The organism is Streptomyces sp. NPDC002640, assembly GCF_053592575.1.
This window is the reverse complement of sequence record NZ_JBSFVZ010000009.1, coordinates 206,043-229,197: the sequence shown is the minus strand read 5'-3', so window position 1 is coordinate 229,197 and position 23,155 is coordinate 206,043. Positions and strand designations below refer to the sequence as shown.

25 protein-coding genes and 1 pseudogene are annotated in these 23,155 nt (G+C 75.0%); 13 read left to right on the top strand and 13 right to left on the bottom strand.

Features of this window, described 5'->3' with window-relative positions; translation table 11 throughout:
- Window positions 1-113 precede the first annotated feature (113 nt).
- The gene (locus ACWD3O_RS14985; RefSeq protein ID WP_451416120.1) at window positions 114-1,031 is read left to right on the top strand and encodes a nucleotidyl transferase AbiEii/AbiGii toxin family protein; all 918 of its coding nucleotides are present in this window, start codon (window positions 114-116) and stop codon (window positions 1,029-1,031) included.
- A 51-nt stretch (window positions 1,032-1,082) separates the two neighbouring features.
- On the opposite strand, the gene ACWD3O_RS14980 is transcribed toward ACWD3O_RS14985, so the two are convergent.
- The 3 genes from ACWD3O_RS14980 to ACWD3O_RS14970 all read right to left on the bottom strand — a co-directional run bounded on the left by ACWD3O_RS14980 (window position 1,083) and on the right by ACWD3O_RS14970 (window position 2,953).
- Complete coding sequence (locus ACWD3O_RS14980) at window positions 1,083-1,745, bottom strand: hypothetical protein (RefSeq protein WP_451413369.1); 663 nt, start codon at window positions 1,743-1,745, stop codon at window positions 1,083-1,085.
- Between the two features lie 149 nt (window positions 1,746-1,894).
- On the bottom strand, window positions 1,895-2,578 hold the full coding sequence (locus ACWD3O_RS14975) for a TIGR04222 domain-containing membrane protein (RefSeq protein ID WP_451416119.1): 684 nt from the start codon (window positions 2,576-2,578) through the stop codon (window positions 1,895-1,897).
- 147 nt (window positions 2,579-2,725) lie between these two features.
- On the bottom strand, window positions 2,726-2,953 hold the full coding sequence (locus tag ACWD3O_RS14970; protein ID WP_451413371.1) for a hypothetical protein: 228 nt from the start codon (window positions 2,951-2,953) through the stop codon (window positions 2,726-2,728).
- A 175-nt stretch (window positions 2,954-3,128) separates the two neighbouring features.
- Here ACWD3O_RS14970 and ACWD3O_RS14965 point away from each other — a divergent pair, with 175 nt between their 5' ends.
- The 8 genes and pseudogenes from ACWD3O_RS14965 (at window position 3,129) to ACWD3O_RS14930 (ending at window position 9,158) form a co-directional block, all read left to right on the top strand.
- The gene (locus ACWD3O_RS14965) at window positions 3,129-4,238 is read left to right on the top strand and encodes a hypothetical protein (protein WP_451416118.1); all 1,110 of its coding nucleotides are present in this window, start codon (window positions 3,129-3,131) and stop codon (window positions 4,236-4,238) included.
- 84 nt (window positions 4,239-4,322) lie between these two features.
- On the top strand, window positions 4,323-4,586 hold the full coding sequence (locus ACWD3O_RS14960) for a hypothetical protein (protein ID WP_451413373.1): 264 nt from the start codon (window positions 4,323-4,325) through the stop codon (window positions 4,584-4,586).
- Window positions 4,583-4,963, top strand: a pseudogene (locus ACWD3O_RS14955) (helix-turn-helix domain-containing protein); the annotation flags it as partial. The gene ACWD3O_RS14960 and the pseudogene ACWD3O_RS14955, both read left to right, overlap by 4 nt.
- 248 nt (window positions 4,964-5,211) lie before the next feature.
- Complete coding sequence (locus tag ACWD3O_RS14950; protein WP_451416160.1) at window positions 5,212-5,850, top strand: 2'-5' RNA ligase family protein; 639 nt, start codon at window positions 5,212-5,214, stop codon at window positions 5,848-5,850.
- 33 nt (window positions 5,851-5,883) lie between these two features.
- Window positions 5,884-6,426, top strand: a complete 543-nt coding sequence (gene uraD / locus ACWD3O_RS14945; protein ID WP_451413375.1) for a 2-oxo-4-hydroxy-4-carboxy-5-ureidoimidazoline decarboxylase — start codon at window positions 5,884-5,886, stop codon at window positions 6,424-6,426.
- Entirely contained in the window at window positions 6,423-6,776 is a 354-nt protein-coding gene (gene uraH, locus ACWD3O_RS14940; RefSeq protein WP_451413376.1) for a hydroxyisourate hydrolase, read from the top strand. Before uraD ends, uraH begins: the two co-directional genes overlap by 4 nt.
- A gap of 5 nt (window positions 6,777-6,781) precedes the next feature.
- Window positions 6,782-7,702: a factor-independent urate hydroxylase gene (gene pucL / locus ACWD3O_RS14935; RefSeq protein ID WP_451413377.1), complete on the top strand. Its 921-nt coding sequence runs from the start codon at window positions 6,782-6,784 to the stop codon at window positions 7,700-7,702.
- A gap of 64 nt (window positions 7,703-7,766) precedes the next feature.
- Entirely contained in the window at window positions 7,767-9,158 is a 1,392-nt protein-coding gene (locus ACWD3O_RS14930; protein ID WP_451413378.1) for an 8-oxoguanine deaminase, read from the top strand.
- Between the two features lie 40 nt (window positions 9,159-9,198).
- On the opposite strand, the gene ACWD3O_RS14925 is transcribed toward ACWD3O_RS14930, so the two are convergent.
- Together ACWD3O_RS14925 and ACWD3O_RS14920 are read right to left on the bottom strand one after the other, a co-directional pair.
- Complete coding sequence (locus ACWD3O_RS14925; protein WP_451413379.1) at window positions 9,199-9,795, bottom strand: 3'-5' exonuclease; 597 nt, start codon at window positions 9,793-9,795, stop codon at window positions 9,199-9,201.
- A gap of 141 nt (window positions 9,796-9,936) precedes the next feature.
- Window positions 9,937-11,382: an MFS transporter gene (locus tag ACWD3O_RS14920; RefSeq protein WP_451416117.1), complete on the bottom strand. Its 1,446-nt coding sequence runs from the start codon at window positions 11,380-11,382 to the stop codon at window positions 9,937-9,939.
- A gap of 92 nt (window positions 11,383-11,474) precedes the next feature.
- Between ACWD3O_RS14920 and ACWD3O_RS14915 the strand changes: the two genes are divergently transcribed.
- Window positions 11,475-11,891 (top strand): winged helix-turn-helix transcriptional regulator, encoded by a 417-nt coding sequence (locus ACWD3O_RS14915; protein WP_451416116.1) that lies wholly within the window; start codon window positions 11,475-11,477, stop codon window positions 11,889-11,891.
- 104 nt (window positions 11,892-11,995) lie between these two features.
- Here ACWD3O_RS14915 and ACWD3O_RS14910 read toward each other — a convergent pair whose 3' ends face one another.
- Window positions 11,996-14,167: a hypothetical protein gene (locus ACWD3O_RS14910; protein WP_451416115.1), complete on the bottom strand. Its 2,172-nt coding sequence runs from the start codon at window positions 14,165-14,167 to the stop codon at window positions 11,996-11,998.
- Between the two features lie 84 nt (window positions 14,168-14,251).
- Here ACWD3O_RS14910 and ACWD3O_RS14905 point away from each other — a divergent pair, with 84 nt between their 5' ends.
- Complete coding sequence (locus tag ACWD3O_RS14905) at window positions 14,252-14,620, top strand: DUF488 domain-containing protein (protein WP_451416114.1); 369 nt, start codon at window positions 14,252-14,254, stop codon at window positions 14,618-14,620.
- Window positions 14,621-14,654: 34 nt separating this feature from the next.
- Here the strand turns inward: ACWD3O_RS14905 and ACWD3O_RS14900 are convergent, their stop codons facing one another.
- Window positions 14,655-15,179: a DUF1648 domain-containing protein gene (locus ACWD3O_RS14900; protein ID WP_451416113.1), complete on the bottom strand. Its 525-nt coding sequence runs from the start codon at window positions 15,177-15,179 to the stop codon at window positions 14,655-14,657.
- A gap of 194 nt (window positions 15,180-15,373) precedes the next feature.
- Between ACWD3O_RS14900 and ACWD3O_RS14895 the strand changes: the two genes are divergently transcribed.
- The gene (locus ACWD3O_RS14895; RefSeq protein ID WP_451416112.1) at window positions 15,374-16,744 is read left to right on the top strand and encodes an MFS transporter; all 1,371 of its coding nucleotides are present in this window, start codon (window positions 15,374-15,376) and stop codon (window positions 16,742-16,744) included.
- Here the strand turns inward: ACWD3O_RS14895 and ACWD3O_RS14890 are convergent.
- The 4 genes from ACWD3O_RS14890 to ACWD3O_RS14875 form a co-directional block, all read right to left on the bottom strand.
- Window positions 16,714-17,379 (bottom strand): hypothetical protein, encoded by a 666-nt coding sequence (locus tag ACWD3O_RS14890; protein ID WP_451416111.1) that lies wholly within the window; start codon window positions 17,377-17,379, stop codon window positions 16,714-16,716. The genes ACWD3O_RS14895 and ACWD3O_RS14890 overlap by 31 nt on opposite strands.
- Window positions 17,372-18,175: a class I SAM-dependent methyltransferase gene (locus tag ACWD3O_RS14885; RefSeq protein ID WP_451413387.1), complete on the bottom strand. Its 804-nt coding sequence runs from the start codon at window positions 18,173-18,175 to the stop codon at window positions 17,372-17,374. The genes ACWD3O_RS14890 and ACWD3O_RS14885 overlap by 8 nt, the downstream gene beginning before the upstream one ends.
- Window positions 18,176-18,289: 114 nt before the next feature.
- A complete protein-coding gene (locus ACWD3O_RS14880) occupies window positions 18,290-18,829 on the bottom strand; it encodes a hypothetical protein (RefSeq protein WP_451413388.1) in 540 nt (179 codons plus the stop codon).
- Window positions 18,830-18,858: 29 nt separating this feature from the next.
- Window positions 18,859-20,067: a pyridoxal phosphate-dependent aminotransferase gene (locus tag ACWD3O_RS14875; protein WP_451416110.1), complete on the bottom strand. Its 1,209-nt coding sequence runs from the start codon at window positions 20,065-20,067 to the stop codon at window positions 18,859-18,861.
- Between the two features lie 84 nt (window positions 20,068-20,151).
- Between ACWD3O_RS14875 and ACWD3O_RS14870 the strand changes: the two genes are divergently transcribed.
- Window positions 20,152-20,736: a winged helix-turn-helix transcriptional regulator gene (locus tag ACWD3O_RS14870; RefSeq protein ID WP_451416109.1), complete on the top strand. Its 585-nt coding sequence runs from the start codon at window positions 20,152-20,154 to the stop codon at window positions 20,734-20,736.
- Window positions 20,737-20,910: 174 nt separating this feature from the next.
- Here the strand turns inward: ACWD3O_RS14870 and ACWD3O_RS14865 are convergent, their stop codons facing one another.
- Complete coding sequence (locus ACWD3O_RS14865; protein WP_451416108.1) at window positions 20,911-22,425, bottom strand: IucA/IucC family protein; 1,515 nt, start codon at window positions 22,423-22,425, stop codon at window positions 20,911-20,913.
- 109 nt (window positions 22,426-22,534) lie between these two features.
- Window positions 22,535-23,137 carry a DUF1349 domain-containing protein gene (locus ACWD3O_RS14860; protein WP_451416107.1) on the bottom strand — a complete coding sequence of 201 codons (603 nt, stop codon included), beginning with the start codon at window positions 23,135-23,137 and terminating at the stop codon, window positions 22,535-22,537.
- Window positions 23,138-23,155: the final 18 nt, after the last annotated feature.

The following is a 23,155-nucleotide window of genomic DNA, read 5'->3' as shown; positions in this document are numbered from 1 at the left end:
GAAAAGGCGGATCCGGGCCGCATTCGAGAGCACGGCAACGGCCTTGCGGAAGGCCGGTGTTGACGGCGCCGCCGGTGGAGCGGTGTCGGATCCGGCGGCTAGTGTGCACCGCCGTGGAGAGACCGAAGCCGCAGGCGGGGCGGGCCGGGGCGCACCGGGCGGCGCTGGACCGCCTGCTGTGGCTGATCGCCGACGCCCCGTGGAGCGACGCACTGGTGCTGCGCGGCAGCGCCACCCTGCCCGCCTGGCTGGGGGAGGCCGCCCGGGAACCCGCCGACCTGGACTGGGTGGTCCTGGAGGACCAGGGCCAGGTCGACCGGCTGGACCCCTTCCCGTACGTCGACGAACTGGCGGTGGTCCAGCAGTGGCCGGAAGCCGCCGACGGCGCGGCCCGTTACGAGATGTGGCGGGACGAGGAGTTCGGCACGTTCGGGCAGCGCCCCCTGGTCGCGCCGGAAGGACTGCGCTGGGTGGCCGAGTGGGACCCGGGTCCGGCCGATGACGAAGTACCGCCCTACCACGACCTGCTGGACCGGATACGGCAGGACCCCTCGGCGGGTGACGGGGTGGTGCTCGACGCCGACGGAGCCCGCCAGGACGGGAGTTGGGCCTACGCCTACATCGGAAGGCCGGGGATCCGCCTGCTGGTGCCCTGGCACGCCGACGGAGTGCCGTCGGGCACAGTGCAGTTGGACTTCGCGCGGGACGAGGTGATGCCCGATTCCCCGGTCTGGACGCCGGTTCCGCGCGGCGGCGGCCGGGGCCCCGTCCCGGTGCGCACCGCGAGCCCCGGGCTCTCCCTGGCGTGGAAGCTCAAGTGGATGCGACGGGACCACGCCGAGCGGGGACGCGTGCGCGGCAAGGACGTGTACGACGCGATGCTGCTGGCCGAGCGGGGTGCCGGTGACCACGTGCTGATCCGCAAGGTCGTGCCGGAGCCGCTCACCGCCGAGGCCGTGGCCGCGTGGCCCGCCGAGCCGGGGACGCCGCCGGGGTGGATGCCGCGCCTGGCCGCGGCGCTCTTCCCGTGACGGCATCACCCCGGGCCCCGTGATGGCATCACCCCGGTTCCCGTGGGCGGGTCAGCCCTCGGCCATCGCGTCGGCGGCGTCGTTCACGGCCTGCGGGGTGCCCGTGCGGTCCAGGACGAAGAGCGGCGTGACCAGCCGCTCGGCCAGCTCCATGGCCGCCGCGTCGTAGCCGGCCAGGGAGAAGTGCACGCCCAGCGCCGACTCGCTCATCGCGGTCAGCCACAGGCACTCCACCTCCCGGGTGGAGGAGACCCGCGACCCCGGGTCGACATGGGCGATCAGCCCGCGCGCCGCCAGCCCGACGCCGGTGGGCGGCCGCCGGTCGGACCGGCGCACGTCCGGGTAGCCCAGCCACCGCAGGTACAGCGCCGCCGCGGTGACCGCGTCCAGCGGCGTGCGGATGGTCACCGGCTGGAAGGCGGGCCGTCCCGCCGAAGGGGCTCCCGTGGCGCCCGGGGTGAGCACCGGGAGCCGGAGGACGACCCCGCAGGGGCAGCCGAGTTCCGGCCACGGCCACTGGGTGCGCAGCGAGCAGGTCGGGCAGGGCACCGTCACCCAGCTCTCGTGCCACACGCGCCGGGTCAGCTGGGTGGGTTCGGCCGAGACGTCCAGCGCAGGCGCCACGGGCGTGCCGCAGGCGCAGGGGAACGCCGGTACCCGGTAGACGTGCTCCCGCCGGCAGGCCGGGCAACGCACCGGAACCTTTTCGGACATGGCCACTCCAGGACGTGTTGCGGTCGGACATCCCATGGTGCTCCTGCCGACGGCCCCCTGTCCGTCCCTTGACGGGCTTTCGGCGATGTTTCGACGATTCCGTACCGCAGGAGTCGGGTTCCGGGCCACGGAAGTCGGCCGTCCGCCCCTCAGGTGCCTCCGCCGCAGCCGGAACCCCCGCCGCACCCGTGGTGCGCGCCGGAGCCGCCGCTGTCGGAGTCCGCGCCGCCACGGCTCTCGTCCTCGTGCAGATCGCGGTACATCGCGGTGGTCAGCCTGCCCGGGGCGTCGGGCGCGTCCGCCAGGAGGTCCGGGCGCCGGATCAGCGGCCCGGTCAGCCTCGCGTCCCGGGTGAGGTGCGGCTCCGCGAGGAACAGGGCCCGGTCGCCGTGGAGCGCCACCGCCTCCAGGGCCCGCTGGTCGTCCGCCACGTCGTCGGCGGTGGCCGGCGGCGGCAGGCTCCGGCGCAACTCCCGCAGCAGCCGGCGCCCGGCCCGGGTCGGTCTGCCCGGCCTCCGGCGCCACAGGCCCTCGCCGGCCAGCGCCCTCCGGATCCCGCCGACACAGACCCGGACCCGCGCCCGTCCCATCAACTCGCCCAAGGCGCAGGGGCGGTGGAGCGTGGCGTGGACCGCCTTCTCCAACGGGTGCGCGGCCCGGCCGACCAGCGGGCCGGTGGTCCTCAGGACCCCCGGCTCCGCCGCCCCGACCAGGCCGCGCCTCCGCATCGCCACGACCGCGACCGTCACCGCGGCGCGGTCGCCCCCGCGCAGCACGGCGATGCGGTACACGTCGAACGGGCCTCCCCCGAAGCCCTCGTCGCGTTCCCCCATGGCGTTCCCCCGTGGTCTTCCCGGCTCCCCCGTGGCTCCCCCGTGGCCGGGCCCAGGGTCCGCCGCCCCCGTGCCGGCGGACCCCGTGCGCATTACGATGCGCCCCGGCGGCACGGCAGTTGAAGACCCGGGTGCGTTCTCAGAGCTTCATTTGAGGTTGGGATGATCCTCCAGCCCGGGCCACTGCCCGGGCCCCCCGCCCTGCCAGTCGATGCCCTCGCCGGACTCGACGTCGCCCACGTCGAGGTCGGACAGCCGGAGGATCTCGCGGACGTCGTCCAGATGGGAGGCGAGGCCCAGCGTCTCCTCGCCGAGAGTGACCCGGCGGGAGCCGTCGAGGCCCGGCGGGTGCACCACGATGTCGGGTCGGTTCATGCTCCCAGGCTGCGGCTGGGCGGACCCGTCCGCACCCCGGGACGGGCGGGACGAGTGCCCGGAAGTACCCGGGACACGGTGTACCCCCCTGCCGCCGCGCCGGAGGCGGTCCCCTAACCTGCCGCTTCGGATCGTCGGCCGCCGCGAGCGAGGCGGCCAGGGAGGGGGATGAACCGTGTCCGAGCACCTGTCCGACGAGGAACTGGCCCGGTTTCTGCGGGAGAGCGCCGAAGGGATCGCGGGCGAGGCGCCAAAGGAGCCCTCCGCCAGAGCCCGGATGGTCACCGCGCGCCTGAGGGAGCAGGAGGCGCGGGGCGAACTGCCGCAGGGCTGGCGCACCGCGCCGACGGGGCCGGACGCGTACCGGCGCCGCGCCGGCCGCCGCCGCCGGGTCAAGGCCGCCCTCGGGGGTCTGGTCGTCGCCGGCCTGGTCGTCCTCGCACTCAACCCGTCGCTGCTCCCGGGACACCCGTGGGGCGACGACGGGGGCACGGCGGCCTCCGCCGGAACCCTGCCGCCCGGGACCGCCGCCCCGTCGACCGCGCCCGGAGCCGTCGCGGGCCGGCCCACCCTCGACGACCCCTTCGCCGGGTCCCCGGCCGCGTCCTGGGCCGAGGGCGCCGAGGGCATCGTGATGCCGAAGCCGCGGGCGATCGGCGTCTTCTCCGAACAGCAGGTCGGCCAGGCGCTGGAGAGGACCCGCACCCTGCTGGTCGACGCCAACCTCGACCCCGCCACCCTGCGCGGCGAGGACCCCGCGGCGGCCCTCGGCGTCCTGGACCCGCGCCAGCCCGAACTCCTCGACGACCTGAGGGCGTCGCTGCGCGCCCCGGACGAGGAGCACGACCCGCTGACCCTCTTCAGCCGGTTCGACCCCGAGGAGGTCCGGGTCGTCGGCGACCGGGTCCGCACCCGCGGCCGGACGACCGTGGGCGAGGGCGCGGACGGAGCGGTCGCCGTCACCGCCGACTACACCTTCGTCTATCCGGTGACCCGCGCCGCGAAGGGCTCCACCGAGGTCACACGTGCGGTGGTGCGCCGGGTGCTGGAGCTGGAGATGCCCGACCCGTCGCGCTACCGGACGACCGCCGGACGGCTCATGATCAAGAAGTACAGCAGCGAGTGGAGCAACTCCGGCTGCGAGGTCACCGACGGCTGGGCCCACCCGGAGTTCGCCTCGGACCTCACGGGACGCGGGCCCGCCGGGGGCCCGACGGTCGATCCGTACGACCGCACCGGTCCGGTCGGCGAGGACGACGCGTGCGGGGTGTACGACCGCATCTGACCGGCCTCGGTGGCCGTCCGTTAGAGTCGCCGCCGGGCCGCGCGGCGGAGGCGGCCCGGTGCTCAGGTGCGCTGGGGGGCAGGAATGCGTTTGCGGGTGGAGTTCACGACCGAGCCCTTCGACCTCGACGAGGTGCCCGGGCACGCGGTCGCGGCCCGGGAGGCCGTGGAGACGGCGGACGGGCTGGACTCGGTCGACGTCGGCCCCTTCGGCACCACCGCCGAGGGCGGTTCCCCGGCCGTGCTGGCCGCGGTCGACGCCGTACTGCGCCGCTCGCTGGAGGCGGGGGCCACGCGGGTGACGTTCCAGGTCAGCGTGGTGGACGACGGCGGGCGGGACGCCGGATGAGTGCCGCGGAGGGCGCCGCCGAGGGCGGGCGCGAGGAGTTCGTCGCCGCGGTGAGGCCGCTGGCCGACGCCATGGGCGCGGTGCTGCTGCCCCCGGGGGAGGCCGGGCCGGACGACGTCGTGCTGAGCTGGGACGGAGCCGAGGCGGTCGCCGTGCGGCTGCCGCAGCTCGCCGACTCGCTGGACCACGTCCTGGCCGCCATGGAACGCACCGCGGGCAGACCGCTCGCCGAGCTCGACCGCAAGGCCAAGCAGGAGGCCGTGCGCACCCTGGAGGCCCGTGGCGCCTTCGCCGTCCGGCACGGCGTCGAGACGGTGGCGGGCGCGCTCGGCGTCAGCCGGTTCACCGTCTACAACTACCTGAACCGCGCGAACGAGAACCGCGCGAACGAGAACCGCGCGAACGAGAACCGCGCCGACGCCGGTCGCGCCGAGGCCGACCGCGCCGAAGCCGCCCCTGACGAAGCGGACCCCGCCGATGCCAGGCCGGCCGGCGAGACCCCGGCCGGGGGAAAGCCCGCCGGTGAGGGCGCCGTCGGTGAGGGGCGGCGGCGGGGCGGGAGTCCGGTGTGACGGAGCCACGCGGGGCGGCCGGCGTGGAGGCGGAGCCGGTGACGGTGGCCCGCATGGAGGCAGAGCCGGTGACGGCGGCCGGCGTGGAGGCGGAGCCGGGTGCGGCGGCTGGCGGGCGTGAGGACGAGGGGTGGCCGGTCCCCGTCGGGACCACCTCGCTGAGCGTCGCGCTGCCCCGCCTCGACCGGCTCGTCGCCCCCTGGCGCCGCGCCTGGGACACCGCGGCCCGCCACGGCGGCAGGGCGCACGCCACCGTCCTCTTCCCCTTCCTGCCGCACGACCGGGTCGACGCGACCGTGCGCGCCGACCTCGCCGAGGTGTTCGCCGCGCACCCCGCCTTCCCGCTCCGGTTCGCCCGCTGCGCACGCTTCCCCGGCGTCCTGTGGCTGCGCCCCGAACCGGACGCCCCGCTGCGCGCCCTCACCGCGGCCGTCACCGCCCGGTGGCCCGGACTGGCCCCGTACGGCGGCCTGTTCGGGGACCTCGACCCGCACGTCACGGTGGCCAACAGCGGCGACGCCGCCCAGCACGACGCCATCGAGACGGCGCTCGCCCGCTCCCTGCCGCTGACGGAACGCGTGGACGCCGTCGACCTGGTGGTGTACGACGGGCGCCGCTGGCGGGAACGGGACCGCTTCCCCCTCGCGGGCCCGGAACCAGAACCCCCAGGGGCAACTTCAACAAAATGTTGACGCCCGGCGGTCCGGTGGGGTTGGCTGCCTGATGTGACAGCGAGCCCCTCGACGCCGCCTCCCCGCGGCCTGGCCCGGTTCAACTCCCTGGACGAGCCCCGCGCCCGGGCGGTCCTGCGGGAGATCTGCGCCTCCGCCTCCTGGGCGGAGCACCTGCTCGCCCGGCGCCCGTACCCGGACGCCGAGGCGCTGTACGCCGCCAACGACGCCGCCACGGCGGCCCTGACCGACGACGGCCTCGCCGAGGCCATGGCCGGGCACCCGCCGATCGGCCGGCCCCGGCCCGGCGACCCCGTCTCCGCCCGGGAGCAGCGCGGCATGGCCGGCGCCTCCGAGGCGCTCAAGGCCGAGATGCTCGAACTCAACCTGGCCTACCAGGAGCGGTTCGGGCACGTCTTCCTGATCTGCGCCACCGGTCGCGGCGCCCAGGAGATGCGGGACGCCGCCCGCGCCCGGCTCGGCAACACGCCGGAACGCGAACGCGAAGTGGTCCGCGTCGAACTGGGCATGATCAACCGCATCCGTCTCGCCCGCCTCGCCGAGGAGGGCCCGCCCGAGGAGGACGCACGCCCATGACGACCGGCGCCCCCGCCACCGTGTCCACCCACGTCCTCGACACCAGCGTCGGCCGCCCCGCCACCGGCGTGGCCGTCTCCCTGGCCGCCCGCACCGGGCCCGAGGAGCCCTGGCAGGAGCTCGGCGGGTCCGTCACCGACGCGGACGGCCGCTGCAAGGACCTGCCCGGCCCGCCCGCCGGCACCACCCACGTCCGCCTCGTCTTCGACGTCGGCGCCTACCACGGGGGCCGCGGCGACACCGCGTTCTTCCCCGAGGTGACCGTCGCCTTCGCCGTCGCGCCGGGCGAGCACCACCACGTTCCGTTGCTCCTCAACCCGTTCGGCTACTCCGTATACCGAGGGAGCTAGCGCCCATGGCCGAGAACGAGACCCCCGCCCGCGTCGCCGTGCTGGGGCAGAACCAGTACGGCAAGGCCGAGACCCGTGTCGTCCGGATCACCCGCGACGGCGAGCGCCACCACATCAGGGACCTCAACGTGTCCGTCTCGCTCTCCGGCGACATGGACGACGTGCACTACTCCGGCTCCAACGCCCACGTGCTGCCGACGGACACCACCAAGAACACGGTGTACGCCTTCGCCAAGGAGCACGGCATCGCCTCGCCCGAGGAGTTCGGCCTGCTGCTGGCCCGGCACTTCGTCAGCTCCCAGGAACCCATCCACCGGGCGCGGATCCGGATCGAGGAGTACGCCTGGGAACGCATCGGCGGCCCCGGCGCGCGGCACTCCTTCGCCCGGACCGGCGGCGGCACCCGCGTCACCCAGGTCGTCCACGACGGGGAGCGGAGCGAGGTGGTCTCCGGGCTGACGGACCTCACCGTCCTCAACTCCACCGACTCCGAGTTCTGGGGCTACCGCAAGGACCGGTACACCACCCTGCCCGAGGCCTACGACCGGATCCTGGCCACCGACGTCTCCACCCGCTGGCGCTACGCCTGGACCGGCGCCGAGGGGGAGACCGCGCCGGACTGGGACGCCTCCTACGCGGAGGCCCGGCGCCTGCTGCTGGACGCGTTCGCGCACACCTACTCGTACTCCCTCCAGCAGACCCTCCACCGGATGGGCGCCGGGGTGATCGAGAACCGGCCGGAGATCGACGAGATACGGCTCTCGCTGCCGAACAAGCACCACTTCCTCGTCGACCTCGAGCCGTTCGGGCTGGAGAACGACAACGAGGTGTACTTCGCCGCCGACCGGCCCTACGGCCTGATCGAGGCCACCGTCCTGCGCGAGGGCGCCGAGGCCAGGATCCCGGTGGACCTCACCAACCTCTGACCCGCCCGTTCGCGACACCTGACCCCGCCCGTTCGCGACACCGCCGATCCACCGGAGACCGACCATGGCGTCCCCCGCCGAACAGCCCGCCCGCATCGTCATCGAGAACTGCGCCGTCGCCACCGTCGACGCCCACGACACCGAGTACGCCTCGGGACACGTGGTGATCGCCGGCCCGGTGATCGAGTCCGTGGGGGAGGGGAAGGCCCCCGAGGGGCTGCGGAACGTGGTGCGCCGGATCGACGGCACCGGGCACCTGGTCACCCCCGGCCTGGTCAACACCCACCACCACTTCTACCAGTGGCTCACCCGCGGGCTGGCCACCGACCACAACCTCTTCGACTGGCTGGTCGCCCTCTACCCGACCTGGGCGCGGATCGACGAACCGATGGTGCACGCCGCGGCCCGGGGATCGCTGGCGATGATGGCGCGCGGCGGCGTCACCACCGCCATGGACCACCACTACGTCTTCCCGCGCGGCACCGGCGACCTGTCGGGCGCCATCGTCCGCGCCGCCCGGGAGACCGGCGTCCGGTTCACCCTGGCCCGCGGCTCCATGGACCGGGGCGAGTCCGACGGCGGGCTGCCGCCGGACTTCGCGGTGGAGACCCTCGACGGGGCCCTCGCGGCCACCGAGGAGACCGTCGCCGCGCACCACGACGCCTCGTTCGGGGCGATGACACAGGTGGCCGTCGCGCCCTGTTCGCCGTTCTCCGTCTCCACCGAACTGATGCGGCAGGGCGCGGAGTTGGCGCGTCGGCTCGGGGTCCGGCTGCACACCCACGGCTCGGAGACCGTGGAGGAGGAGAAGTTCTGCCACGAGCTCTTCGGCATGGGCCCCACCGCCTACTTCGAGTCCACCGGCTGGCTCGGCGAGGACGTGTGGATGGCGCACTGCGTGCACATGAACGACGCCGACATCGCCGCGTTCGCCCGCACCGGCACCGGCGTCGCCCACTGCCCGTCCTCCAACGCCCGCCTGGCCGCAGGGATCGCCCGGGTCCCCGACATGCTCGCCGCCGGGATCCCGGTCGGCCTCGGCGTCGACGGGACCGCCTCCAACGAGTCCGGCGAACTGCACACCGAGCTCCGCAACGCCCTCCTGGTCAACCGCCTCGGCCCGCACCGCGAGGCCGCCCTCACCGCCCGGCAGGCCCTGCGGCTGGGCACCCACGGCGGCGCGCGGGTGCTGGGCCGGGAGGCGGAGATCGGCTCCCTCGAGCCCGGCAAGCTGGCCGACCTGGTGCTGTGGCGGATGGACACCCTCGCCCACGCCTCGATCGCCGACCCCGTCGCCGCGCTGGTCCTGGGCGCGGCCGCGCCGGTCACGCTGTCGCTGGTGGGCGGGGTGCCGGTGGTCGAGGACGGACGGCTGCTCACCGTCGACGAGGACGCCGTCGCCCGCTCCACCCGCGAGGAGGCGCGGCGGCTGGCGCGGATCGCCGCCGGGGACTGATCAGCAGGCACAGGCGGGGAGGCGGGGAGGCGGGGACAGGTCAGGAGGCGGGGCCCTCCCAGCGCATGAGGTTGGCGAAGAGCTCCGCCTGCTCGACCGCGTCGTCCAGCGCGTGATGGGTGTGCGGGCGGCGCGAGAGCAGCTGCCGGGGCATGGTCCCCTTGACCACCGCGCGCAGCGGCAGGCCGGCCTTCGTCGCGTACAGCGTCTTCATGTCCATGCAGCCCGAGTGGCCGAACGGGCTGCTCCCGGTGAAGCGGATCAGGTACCAGTACAGGAACATCCAGTCGAAGGCCACCGGGTAGCCGCAGACCACGGGTTGCGCGCCGGTGGAGACCTCGCCCACCCAGGCCGTGAACTCGGTCAGGGCCGTGGCGGGGTCCGCGCCCTCCCGGCGCAGACGGTCCCGGTCGAGGCCGCTGACGGCCAGCGCCTGGGGATCGAACGCGTCCGAGATCGGCCGCAGTTCGCGGTAGAAGGTGTGCTCCTCCGGGCCGGCCGCCGTGAAGCCGTCCGCGTCCTGCCGTCCGGCCACGGCGGCGCCGAAGCTGATCATCGAGTAGGGGCCGGGGATCGGGCCGTCCGCCTCGATGTCCACGGAGATGTACACGCTGGGTCTGACAGGGCGCGGGCTCATGGCCGGAGGGTCCCAGGCGCCGCCGCGGTCCCGGTAGCGAATTTCCGGCGACGCGGACGGGGCACGTGTCGGCGCGCGCGGGGGTGGGCCCCGGGCCGGCGGCACCTCCGCTCCGCCGTTCCGGGACCCACCCCGCCGTCGTCAGCCCCGCGGGCGCCCCGGTCGGAGCACCGCCGCGGCCAGCGCGAGGGCCGCCGCGCCCAGCCCCGCGGCCACCGTGAACGCCAGCCGGTAGCCGTCCGCCGTGGCCTCCACCAGGGGCACCCCCGCTCCGGTCAGCCCCTCGGTGCGGCTCGCCGCCAGGGTGGTGAGCACCGCCAGACCCAGCGAACCGCCCACCACCTGCGTCGTGTTGAACAGTCCGGAGGCCAGTCCCGCGTCCTCCGCCGCCGCCCCCGACATCGCCAGACCGGTCAGCGCCGGCATGGCCACCGCGAACCCGGCCGACAGCATCAGCAGCGGCGGCAGCACGTCCACCGGGTACGAGCCGTCCGCCGGAGCCGTGCTCAGCAGCGCCATGCCGGCGGTGGCGAGCACCAGCCCCGCCAGCAGCACCCGGTACGGCCCGAATCGCTGCACGAGCCGCGCGGCCAGGCCCAGGGTCAGCGCGCCGATCAGCAGCGGCGCCGGGAGGAAGGCGAAGGAGGTGGTCAACTCGTCGTGGCCGAGGACGCGTTGCAGGTAGAGCGTGCCGATGTACTGGAAGCCGTACATGGTCCCCAGCATCAGGATCTGCGTGCCGTTGGCCCCGGCGAGAACGCGGGAGCGCAGGATGCCCAGGCGCAGCAGGGGATGGGCCGCCCGAACCTGCCGCACGGCGAACCCGGCGAACAGGGCGACGGCCAGGGCGGCGAGGGCGACCGTGCCGTCGGCCTCCCGCCCGCCCGCGCCGACGATGGCGTAGACGGTGGTCATCAGCGCGCCCGTGACCAGCACCGCCCCCGCCCAGTCCGCCGAGCGCCCGAGCCCGGCCCCCTGGTCGGAAGGCAGCACCCGGACCGCCGCGACCCAGGCCACCAGCCCGATGGGCAGGTTGATCAGGAAGATCCAGTGCCACCCGGCGGCCTGGGTGAGCGCCCCGCCCAGGAACGTGCCGAGCGCCGCACCGGTCGCCCCCACGGCGCTGAACACCGCGATGGCGCGGCCCTGTTCACGCTGCTCCGGGTAGAGCGCCACGATCATGCCGAGCACCACCGCCATGGTCATCGCCCCGCCGGCGCCCTGCAGGGCGCGCGCCGCGACCAGCAGCACCTGCCCGTCGGCCACGCCGCACAGCACCGACGCCACCGTGAAGACGGCCAGCCCGGCGGTGAACATCCGCTTGCGGCCCAGCAGGTCACCCAGCCGCCCGGCCAGGAGCAGCAGCCCGCCGAACGGGATCAGGTAGGCGTTCACCACCCACGCCAGGCCCGGCGCGGAGAAGCCGAGGTCGCGCTGGATCGCGGGCATGGCCACCGTGACGATGTTGCCGTCCAGGATGGTCATCAGCGCGCCGGCGCACAGGATCAGCAGCGACAGCGAACGGGAACGGGCGTGCGGCGAAGCCGGATCGGACGCCTCGCGGGAAGGGCTCTTGAGCGACGGCATGGCAGGAACTCCCCTGTACGGGCCATGGTGCACGACTTGTAACGGAGTACATCGTGGGTGACCATGAAGGCCCGGCGTAAGGAGGCACTTTCATGTCCCAGCGGAACACCGGTGTTACCTCGCAGGCAGTGACCGCGGAGGCCTGCCCGGTTCAAGAGGTCCTCGACCGGGTCTCGGGCAAGTGGAGCGTCGGCATCCTGGTCGCGGCCGCCCAAGGACCCATTAGGTTCACGGAGTTGGAGCGCGCCGTCACCGGCATCAGTCGCCGGATGCTGACCCTCACGCTGCGCAACCTGGAGCGCGACGGCCTGGTCACCCGCACCGTGTACCCGACCGTGCCGCCCCGGGTGGAGTACGCGATCACCCCGGTGGCGCGGGAACTGTACGAGACGCTGCTCCAGCTCACCGCGTGGGCGGAACGCCACCGCGGCACCATCGCCCGGAGCCGGGTGGCCTACGACGCCGCACAGGGGGAGGAGGCCAGGCCGGCGACGGCCCTGCGCGCCTGAGGGCAAGAAGAACGGCGAGGAAAGCGACAGGGCTAGTCTCATTCGCTGTGCAGGCGATCAGAAGGAAGCCCCGTCATGGCCTCGCCGTGCCCCCACCCTAACCGTCAGCCGGGGATCAGGTCACGGAGATTTTCCGGGGTGATCACCCGCGACTCCGGGTGCAGCCCCTCGGGCCGCTGCAGACCCAGGAAGGTCACCGGCCCCTCGGGCACCGTCCTGCCGTCCCAGACCGTCACGCTCACCCCGTTGTCCGCCATCAGCCCGACCAGGTGCCCCACGGTCGGCTGCCGGCGCGCGACGACGCCGCGCACCAGGGTGGCCACCGACACCTGATGCTCCGACACCTGGTTGTGCGAGGGCGTGCCCCGCAGGTGGAGGTGCGTCCACCGCGCGTGCCAGACGCCGTCCTCGCCGCGGACGAACACCAGCGGCAGCGCGACCCGTCCGGGACCGCGCAGCTCCGACTTCATCCGCACGGTCCGCGGCTCGAAGGGCCGTCCCGCCTGCTCGGCGTCGCGCAGCATGAAACCGAAGAACGACTCGGCGACCTCGTCGAAGCCCTCGCCGCTGTAGACGTGCACCATCGGCACCAGGAACGCGCCCTGGACGGCGTCGAGCCGCAGGTCGATGAACTCCGAGGCGCCGTGCGGTGCTTCGGTGATGTCGCCGGAGTGCGCGCCGCCGACCGCGGTCAGCGCCGTCCAGTCCAGCCAGGAGACCGTCCGGTACTCCTCGTCGAGCATCAGCGCCGAGAGGTCGAAGTCGGTCGTGCGGCGGGCCTGCCGCCAGTGCACGAAGAACCGCAGCAGTCCGCCCTCGACGGCCGACACCGAGCCGCGCGGCAGCACGCCCAGGCCGGACGACACGTTCTTCCCGCTCAGCGGCAGCGCGACGTCCAGGAACACGGGCTCCACCAGCACCGGACCCGGGTCCGGCAGACGGCGCCGCAGCTCGTCGTCGACGACCCGGCCCAGCCCGTCCCGCACGTCGGCGGGCAGGCCGGGCCGGGTGTCCGGGGTGACCCAGGCGCGTCCCGACCGGTTCAGGAACAGCCGCTGCTCGCCGAAGCGCCCAGCGCGGGCCGCGAGATGCCCGCGCACGGACAGCAGGACCCGGCCGGAGACCTGGGGCGCGGCCCGCTCGGCGGCCGCTCGCACCGCCTCCCGCCCGGCCTCGTCCGGCGCCGCCAGCACCAGCCGGTCCAGCGCCCGGAACAGCCGTCCCGGAGCCGCCTCCAGCAGCCGCGCGGCCCCGGCGACGTCCCCGGCGGCCAGCAGCTCGTCGACGCGGCCGTCGAAGGAGGTCGCCCGCCGCTCCCCGCGCGCAACCTCGAACACCGCGGCGGCGTGCGGCCACCGGGGATACTCGTGCGGATGGAGGCGCTCCCCGAGCCGCTTCCACGCCTCCCGGTGCCGCCGCACGTCGGCCAGCTTGGCCGGGGCCGCCGCGACCACCGCGTCCAGACCGGCGAGCAGCACGCGGCGCTCGGCGCGCGGCAGCGAGCGGAACCGCACCGGCTGTTCCAGGGTGACCGGCGCGCCGGACAGCGCGCAGGCCAGCCGCAGCACGTCGGTGACGGTGTCCAGCAGCGGCTCCGCGCCCGCGGTGACCCGCGCGGCGTTCACCACCGCCCGGTTCTCGCGGAGCGGGATCGTCTCCGGCCCGGGCCCGGCCGCGCAGTGGCGCGCCAGCACCCGGAGGTCCTCGAGCCCGTCCTCGCCGAGCGGTGTGCGACTGCCCGCCAGCGACCGGTAGAGGGCGGTCGTCTCCTCCTCCTGCGGCCCCCCGAGGTGGAGCACGGTGACGCGGTCCCCGGCCGCGGCGATCAGCTCGTCGTGTACGGCGAGCATCTCCTCGTAGGTGTGCCGGTAGCGGCCGTACGACGGCAGCGTGAGCAGGTCCAGGACGCCGTCGCGCAGGCGCGCGAGGACGCCCGGCCGGACCCGCTCGTCGTCCAGCGCCTCCAGCAGGCACCGGTGCCAGAACTCCACGGTCTCCGGAACGCCGTCCGGGAACGCCTTGAAGTACACGTTGTGCCGCACGTGGTCGCCGACCAGTTCCCGGACCGTGTCCAGGGTGCGCCGGCCCACCCGCAGCACCACCTCGGGCGCCAGCGCCGACAGATGCCGCAGCAGCTCGCCCGACAGGGTGAAACCGACGGACAGCAGCGCGGAGTCCAGCTGCCGGGCCGGCCCGCTCCCGTCCCCGGCCGGGCCGGTGGGGGCGGGCAGGCGGAAGGTGTGTCGGACGACCATCTGTTCGAAAACGTGACGCATGGCGGCATGGTCGCAGCAGCCCGCCGCCCACCGCACCGGAGTTTCCGACCGGCGCGGGCGGGCTCCGGCCGCCAGAGTGGAGCCATGGACAGGCGGATCACCCAGCACCGGATCTACGACACTTCTCCCGACGACGGGGCGCGGATCCTCGTCGACCGTCTCTGGCCACGCGGCGTCAGCAAGGAGGCGGCGCGGCTCGACGCGTGGCTGCGCGAGGTCGCCCCCTCCGACGAGCTGCGCCGCTGGTACGGCCACGACCCGGAACGGTACGCGGAGTTCCGCGACCGCTACCGCGCCGAACTTGAGGACGACGCCCACCGCGAGGCCGCCGCCCGCCTGCGCTCCCTCGCCGCCGAGGGCCCGGTGGCCCTCCTGACGGCCACGCGCGACGTGGAGATCAGCCACACCGCGGTCCTCGCCGAGTGGCTCACGGAGGACGACGCAGGTCACTAGCGGAACGCACGCCCGTCACCCCGTCGGGCGTTCCTCACCGCCGCCGGTCGGCGACGGCCGCCACGAGCGTCGCCGCGATCCCGACGAGCAGGGGCAGCAGCATGGCCGCGAACACCCAGGGCGGCACGTCCGCCTCCGGCTCGGAGCGCCAGAGCGTCCAGCATCCGGCGAGGAGGGCGAGCCCGACGCACCCGTTGAGCAGCAGCAGGGACCGGGCGATCCGGCGGGCCGAAGCCCGGTCGGCCGGCCTGTTGAGCAGGGACTCCGCCGGCGTCACCGCGTACGGGACGGCGTCGGGCCGCAGCTCCCCACGCGGTGTCACCCGCAGGGTCAGTTCCGCGCCCCCGGCCATCAGCAACGTCACCCCGGCGAACACGAACACCAGCCCCAGGGCGCTCCCCACCGACTTGTCCGCCCAGGCGTCCACGCCACCCGGCCCGATGTGCCTCGGGATCCGCCCCGGCAGATCCGGATACCGCAGCACCCCCCACGCCGCCATCACGGCGAGCAGGACGACATTGGGCAGCACCCACCACCGCATCGAGGACGAGAACACCATGCGGCCATCATCCGCTGTTCAGCCAACTCCCGAAATGGAGTTCTGCGGAACTCCGCACTGCTCTACCCTCCCGTCGTGGCCGGCGAAGAGCGCGAACGCGTAGGCGGTCCCCAGCGGGACGCGGCACCTCCGCAGGCCCTCACGCAGCCTCCGCGCAACGTGAGTGAACTCGCGGCCGTCGGCGCAGGCGCGTCATGACCCGGACACCCGACACGCGCACCGCGCGCCGCCGCTACGTCACGGTCTGCGTCCTGTTCTGGCTGCCGCTGGGACTGACCATCGCTCCCCTGATCCTGCTGTTCACCGAGCGCGGCATGACCCTGGCGGTCATCGCGGGCTTCTTCGCCGCGCACTCCGTCACCGCCGCCGCGCTGGAGCTGCCCACCGGAGGACTGTCCGACGTCCTCGGACGCCGCACGGTCCTGGCCGCCGCGGGCGGGCTGAACCTGGCCGCCCTGACCCTCGTGGGGCTCGGCACCACACCCTGGCTGCTCGGTGTCGGCATGGCCCTCATGGGCGCGGGCCGTGCCCTGTCCAGCGGCCCGGCCGAAGCCTGGTACGTCGACACCGTCCAGGCATACGCCGGCCCCGACGCCGAACTACGCACCGGACTGGCCCGCGGCTCCTCCGCGACGTCCGCCGCGCTCGCCACGGGCACCCTGCTCGGCGGTGCCCTTCCCTGGCTGCTCGACCTCGGCTCCGGCGTCGGCGCCCGCCTGAGCGCGTCGACCTCCGGACTGGTGCTGCCCCTCTCCCTCTCGGTCCTGCTCGGCGCGGCGGTCGAGATCGCCTTCGTGCTGTACGTCCTGACCGCCCTGCCGGAGCCGCCCCGGCCGGCAGCCACCCTGCGCGACGTACTCCGCGGCATCCCGGCCACCGTCGCGGGCGGGCTGCGTCTCGGGGGCCGCGACGCACTGGTCCGCCGGGTGTTCCTCGGCGCGGGAGCCGCCGGCAGTGCCCTGGCCGCGGTCGAACTGCTCACGCCCGGCCGTGCCGCGGCCCTCACGGGCGCGTCGGCCTCGGGGGCGGTGCTCTTCGCCGCCCTCGCCTGCGCCGGCTTCGTCTGCGCGGCGGTCGGCAGCCACCTCGCACCACTGACCGCCCGGCTCGCGGGCAGCGGCGAGCGAGCCGTGATGGCGAGCCTCGGGACGGGCGCGAGCGGCCTGCTGCTGCTCGGCGCCACCGCGGCGTTCGCCGGCGTGGGCTCCCTGGTCCTCGCGGCCGTCGGCTTCGGCCTGGTCCACCTCGGGCTCGGCGCCGCGGGGCCGAACGAGAACGACCTCCTGCACCGCCGTGTCGCGCGTTCCGGCCGGGCCACCGCGCTGTCCGTCCAGTCCCTCACCCTGCAACTGGTGGCAGGCCTCACCGGCCTGATCATCGGTGTGCTCCCGTCAGGCCCGCTGCCCTGGCTGCTGGGAGGCGCCGTGATGCTCGCGGGAGCCCTCCTGTGGATCCACCGCGGCGGGACCACGCCCCCGGGGCCGCCGGCAACGCCTCGGCCGGACGCCGTGCCGTCCTCGCCGTCGGACGGGACCTACCGGCGGCGGGGTGAGGCGAGGAGGTAGCGGATGCCGGTGCGGGGTTCGGTGTGGGGGCCGGCGTGCCAGCCGGAGGCGTTCAGGGCGTCCTCGCAGGCGCGCAGCAGGCCGGGGTCGGGGGCGCGGACCGCGACCGCCTCGGGCTGCGGTGTGGTTTCCACCCGGTAGCCGTCGGTGCTCGGGCCGGCCGGGCGGCAGCCCGCCGCCTCCAGCGCGATCGCCGCCGCCTGGGGCAGGTGCGAGCGCTCCCAGGCGCACGGGCGGTCCACCGCGGCGTCCTGGTTGGTCATCCGCCGGAGCTCCACCAGCCCCTGCCAGGCGCCGCGGACCTCGGCCGTGCGGGCCGGGGCGTCGCTCTCGCCGCCGAGACGCGCGGCGAACACCCCCGCGCGCGGCTTGGCGACCGGCGGCTCCGCGGCCCGCGGCGCCGGGTCCGGGGCGGGTTCGGAGGCGCGCTCCGCCGTGGCCGCGTCGCGCAGGCGGCGGCCCGCCGGGGTGAGGTAGCAGTCGTGCGGCGGCCTCGGATGCCGGAAGGCGAGCCCGAGGCGGACGAGGGCGGCGAGTGGGGCGGAACCGCCCTTCACACGTCCCGTCGCCGGGTCCGCCGCCTCGACGATCCGCCGCTGCGCCGCCGTCGGGCCGGCTGCCGCGCGGTCAGCCACGGTCCGGCCTCCTCGCCTCGATCAGGTGGCGCTGGGAGTGCGCGACGAAGGGGCCGTGCCGTTCCATGAAGTCGTGCAGCACGGCCAGCCGGTCGCGGTACTCCTCGACGGTGAAGCCGGGCACGATCCAGATCACCTTGCGCAGGAAGTGCACGACCGCGGCGACGTCGTGGAACTCCATCCGCAGCGCCTCCTGACGCAGGCCGGTCACCTCCAGGCCGGCCGCCTCGGCCGCGGTCACCGTGGCGAGGGGCGTGCTCCCGGAGCGGGTGGTGAGCGGGTCCGCCGGTCCGCGAGCGCCCGCGGGGCGGTCCTCCGGGCGTCCCTCCCGCAGGAACTCGGCCAGCTCCCGCACCGTCGCCGCCCCCACCTGCTGCGACAGGTACACCCCGCCGGGCCGCAGCACCCGGCGCACCTCGTCCCAGCGGGTGACCACCGGGTGGCGGCTCACCACCAGGTCGAAGGCGCCGTCACGGAACGGCAGCCCGTCGCTCTCCCCGACCTGCACCACCGTCCCGCCGAGCGGCGCCAGGGTGCGGCGGGCGATGGCCACGTTCGGCGGCCAGGCCTCGGTCGCGGCGAGCAGCGGCGGCGCCCGGTGGACGGAGGCGAGGACCTCGCCACCGCCGGTCTGCACGTCGAGCGCCGCCCGCGAGCGGGCCATCCGCTCGCCGAGGAGCCGCGCGTACCCCCAGGAGGGCCGCTGCTCGGTGGCCCGGCCCTCGAACCAGGAGAAGTCCCAGCCGTCGGTCGGCACGGAGGCGCCCTCGGTGAGGAGATCGTCGAAGTCGGCCATGGTCCGAGCATCGCAGACGGCGCGCGGCTCCCGCACGCGGGCGACGGACGGCTCCCCGCGGCGCCCGCCGCCTCCCGCACGCGGACGGCGACCGGCTGCACGCCGCGCCCGCGGTCAGCCCAGGGCCCGCGCCCAGCGCTCGAGTTGGCCGAAGTCCCGCTCCCGAAGCCCCTTGCGGGGATCTATCCGCAGCAGCAGCGCACTGCCCGGATGGTGGGTGGCCACGTGGTCGGCGTCCCGCCCGGTGAGTTCGTCGTCGACCCAGGCGAACGGACGGCCCGCCGCCCACTCCAGCAGCGTCCGGGTCTTCCAGTGCACGCCGTCGGCCTGCCGCCCGCAGCGGGCCGACGGCCACTCGACCACCGGCAGGTCGCCGGGCAGCCCTATGGCGGGCGCCACCAGTTCATTGGCCTGCCGGCACCACGCCGTGGCCCAGGTCAGCTGGTACGGCAGCGCCAGCAGCCGCGCGCCGTGCCCGGGATGGAGCCGCACCCGGGCCTCCCGCGCCGCCCGCCGCCGGCTCGCGTGGGGCAGCGGAGACCGGCAGTCGGGCAGCATCCGGTGCGTCACATAGCCCCGATGGCGGGCGAACCGTGCGCCGAACGGATTGAGGGGGCCGTCGACGTCCAGGAGCAGCAGCGGGCGGTCGCTCATGCCGGAGTGCTACCCATCCGCGGGCCGGGTCACTGGCGATACCCGGACAGGAAACGGCCGATGCGGCTGATCGCGGTGTCCAGCACGTCGGCGTGCGGGAGGGTGAGGATGCGGAAGTGGTCCGGGGAGGGCCAGTTGAAGCCGGTTCCCTGCACGACCTGGATCTTCTCCCGCAGCAGCAGGTCGAGCACGAACTTCTCGTCGTCCAGGATCGGGTGGACCTTCGGGTCGATGCGCGGGAAGGCGTAGAGGGCGCCTTGGGGCTTCACGCAGGAGACGCCGGGGATCTCGTTGAGCCGCTCCCAGGCCCGGTCCCGCTGCTCGCGCAACCGGCCGCCCGGTGCGGTCAGTTCACGGATGGACTGCCGGCCGCCGAGCGCGGCCTGGATGGCGTACTGGGCGGGCGCGTTGGCGCACAGCCGCATGGAGGCCAGCATCGTGAGGCCTTCCAAGTAGTCACGGGCGTGCTCGCGCGGCCCCGAGACGACCAGCCAGCCGCTGCGGAAGCCGGCCACCCGGTAGGTCTTGGAGAGCCCGCAGAAGGTGAGCACCACCAGGTCGGGGGCGAGGGCCGCGGCCGGATGGTGGACGGCGTCGTCGTACAGGATCTCGTCGTAGATCTCGTCGGCGAACACCATCAGCCCGTGGCGGCGGGCGAGATCGAGGATGCCCTCCAGGATCTCCTTCGGATACACGGCGCCGGTGGGGTTGTTGGGGTTGATGATCACGACGGCCTTGGTGCGGTCGGTGATCTTCGAGGCCATGTCGGCGAGGTCGGGGTACCAGTCGGAGCGCTCGTCGCAGAGGTAGTGCACGGCCTTGCCGCCGGCCAGCGTGGTGACCGCGGTCCAGAGCGGGAAGTCCGGGGCCGGGATCAGGATCTCGTCGCCGTTCTCGACGAGGGCCTGCACCGCCATGGAGACCAGCTCGGAGACGCCGTTGCCGAGGAAGACGTCGTCCACGCCGACCTCGACACCACGGGCCTGGTAGCGCTGCGCCACGGCGCGGCGGGCCGGGAGGACACCGCGGGAGTCGGTGTAGCCGTGCGCCCGCGGCAGCATCCGGATCATGTCCTGGACGATCTCCTCCGGGGCCTCGAACCCGAAGAGCGCCGGGTTGCCGGTGTTCAGCCGCAGCACGCTGTGGCCGGCCTCCTCCAGCGCGTCGGCGTGCTCGATCACCGGGCCGCGGATCTCGTAACAGACCTCGCTGAGCTTGCTCGACTGGCGGAACTCCATCGTGTGCCCCTCGGATTCGTGGTGTTGCTTGGTTTTACCAAGCGGGCACTTGGAAAGTCCAACCTGTTGTCTAGACTGCCTGTCATGTCACCTCGCCGAAGCTACGACCAGTACTGCTCCGCCGCGCGGGCGCTCGACCTCGTGGGCGACCGGTGGACCCTGCTGATCGTCCGGGAGCTGCTCGCCGGTCCCCGCCGCTACACCGACCTGCACGCCGACCTGCCCGGCGTCAGCACCGACATGCTGGCCACGCGGCTGCGGGACATGGAGCGGGACGGGCTCCTCGTCCGGCGCCGGCTGGCCCCGCCCGGGAACGCGTCGGTGTACGAACTCACGCCTAGCGGCCGTGAGTTGACGGGCGTGTTGCACGCCCTGGGGGAGTGGGGGACCGGCGGGCTGGGGGAGCGCGCGCCGACCGACGCGATCCGGGCCCACTGGTTCGCGCTGCCCCTGCTGCGCGCGCTGGAGGGCGCGGGAGTGCGGGGGGTGGTCCAGGTGTCGCTGGAGGAGGGGGAGTTCCACCTGTACGCGGGCGCCACGGAGGGGCCGGTGTACGGCATCGGACCGGCGCCCGTCGAGCCCGACCACAGGCTCGCGCTGGACGCGGAGGCCTGCCTGGCGCTGGCCCGGGGGGAGTTGGACGCGACGGCGCTGCCGGCACGGGCCTGAGGTCAGTGGGGCGGCGGGGGCGGGACCCGCAGCACGTGCCCCGCGTCCGCGCCACGGTTCCGAGGGCGGTCGGCCGTGTCGTCGGGGGGCGCGCGCAGGGCGATGCCGGGGATCGGCGGTTCGGCCGGCGTGCCGTCCACGGCCGCTGCCCACCGGCCCGCAATGGAGCCGGGGTCATCTCCCGGTGTCGGCCAGCGGGTTGGGGAGGTCGGCCCACCGGTCGCCCGGCCTGTCCGGGGAGAGACGCATCAGGGTCAGCGCCTTGACCGGCAGCGGATCGCGGAGCAGCGCCTCCCGGTCCGCGGTGGGCGGCAGCCGCGCCGCCGCCCGCCGCAGCAGCCCGGCCAGGGCCTCCGCCGAACCCGCCGCCGCCCCCAGCGCCCCCGCGACCAGCGACCCGAAGAGCTTGCGGCGCAGGGCCGTCGCGTCGTCGGTGACGATCCGCGCCGGCACCCCCTCGGGCAGCCGCAGCCCGTGCCGGGCCAGGCGGGCGGGACTCACCCGGATGTCCGCGAGGTCCCGGTAGACCAGCCGGGCCGGCCGCCCGTCCGCGGCGAGGACGACGAGGAGGTTCTGGCCGTGGGCCTCCAGGGCCACCCCCAGCTCCAGCAGCCGCAGGCCCACCGACAGCGCCAGGGCGGCGAAACCGTCCAGCCAGGCAGCTGAGGAGGTCAGTCCGGCCGCGCCGAGAGCGGCCACCGGAAGCACGCGCTCGCCGGGCCCCGCACAGGTCTCCGGGTCCTCCCGCACCACCGCCGCGAGATCCGGCGTGCCGTCGCAGGCGGCTCCCAGGGTGCGGGTGACGTGGAGCAGGCCGTCCAGACGCGGGGTCAGCGACTCGGCGAAGGCGGAGACCGCCGCCGAGGACGCGACCGAGCCCGGGGAGATGTCCCGGACCGAGGAGGTCAGCCGGGTGGAGAGGGCCGTCTTCACCTGCGGACCGCCGGGTACCGCGAGGGTGCGCAGCGCCATCAGGGGGTGCGCGGCGACGCCGTCCTCCTCCCGCCCCCTCCGGCCCGGCAGCCGCAGGACGTGCCGCGCCTGCCAGGGGTGCACGGGCAGCAGCAGACGCCCCCCGTCGCGCCAGGCGGCCGGCCAGTCGCCCGACACCAGGCAGTCCTCCCGGTCCACCGGCACCAGACCCAGCCGCACCACCGGCCGGTGTTCGGGCGCGTAGGCCAGCTCCTCGGCCACCGTGAAACCGGGCCGGGAGCGGCAGCCCGGGTGGTACGGGTGACCGTCCACCACCCGCTGCTCCCACTCCCACGCCGCCCGGCCCGGAAGCGGCACCGCGTCGGCGCGCGAGAGGGCCGACGAGGCCACACTGCCCGCCAGCTCGGCGGCGAACGCGCCGCCGTGGGGGACGCCCAGGTCCGTCATCAGCGCGGCGGGATCCCGGTACGCCGCGCCCGCGAGCCGGACCTCCGTCACCGTCCCGTCCACCGCGAACGGGTCGGCGGGCGGTCCGTGCAGGGCCCGGCCGTCCGCCAGCCGCACGGTCAGGCCGTCCGCGGCGTGCTCACGGCCGGTGACCCACGGCAGCGGCTCGAAGGCCAGGGCCCGCCACAGCCGGGACAGCACCGCCGCCCGCGCCCCGGGCAGCGCCGCCCGGAACGGCTCCACCAGGTCCGGGCGCACGGCCGCCAGCTCGCGCGCGACCTCGTTCTCCTCGCCTGCTGCACGCGGCACGTACGGCCTCCTCGGGGCTCGCGGTCGAGTCCGGCCCTTCCCGTGACGGGTCGGACTGCCCGTGACGGGTCGGGCTTCGCCCCGGGCGGTCGCACTTCCCCCGGACGGGTCAGACGGCGGGCTCCTCGTGCAGGCCGGCGTCCGCGGGCCCCAGGGTGAAGCGGGTGAAGCGGACCTCGAGTCCGCCCCGCTGCGGGGAGCAGCAGAACGGGCCCGCCGTGGCCGCCGCACCGGGCTCCAGCGGCGCGAGGCGGACCATGCGCCAGGGCTCCTCCGGAACCCGGGCACGGACCGTGACCGCGTCACCCGACCGGCTGGCCCGGACGGTGACCGGCCGGTCCCGCCAGTCGGGCACCGGCGCCAGGGACCAGTCCGACAGGCCACGGGTGACCACCGCGCCGAGGTGCGGGACACCGTCGTTCATCTCCACGCCCGCCTTGATCCACGTACTCCCGTCCACCCGGACCATGAGCCCCGCCTGGTCGTACAGCGCGTCGAAGCGCGCCAGGAACGTCACCTCCACGGCCGCCCCCTCCGGGAAGCCCGTGAGCAGCGCGTGACCGTCGTCGCGGACGAAGCCGTAGCTGGTGGTGCGCCAGAAGTCGGAGCCCTCCCGGGCGGTGACCACCAGGTCCGAGCCCTCCACGGCGGTGGCGGGCGGCGGGTTGAGCCAGGTGGCGTCGTTCCAGTCGAGCTGGTGCCGGTGATCCATGTGGTGTCCTCACGCCGG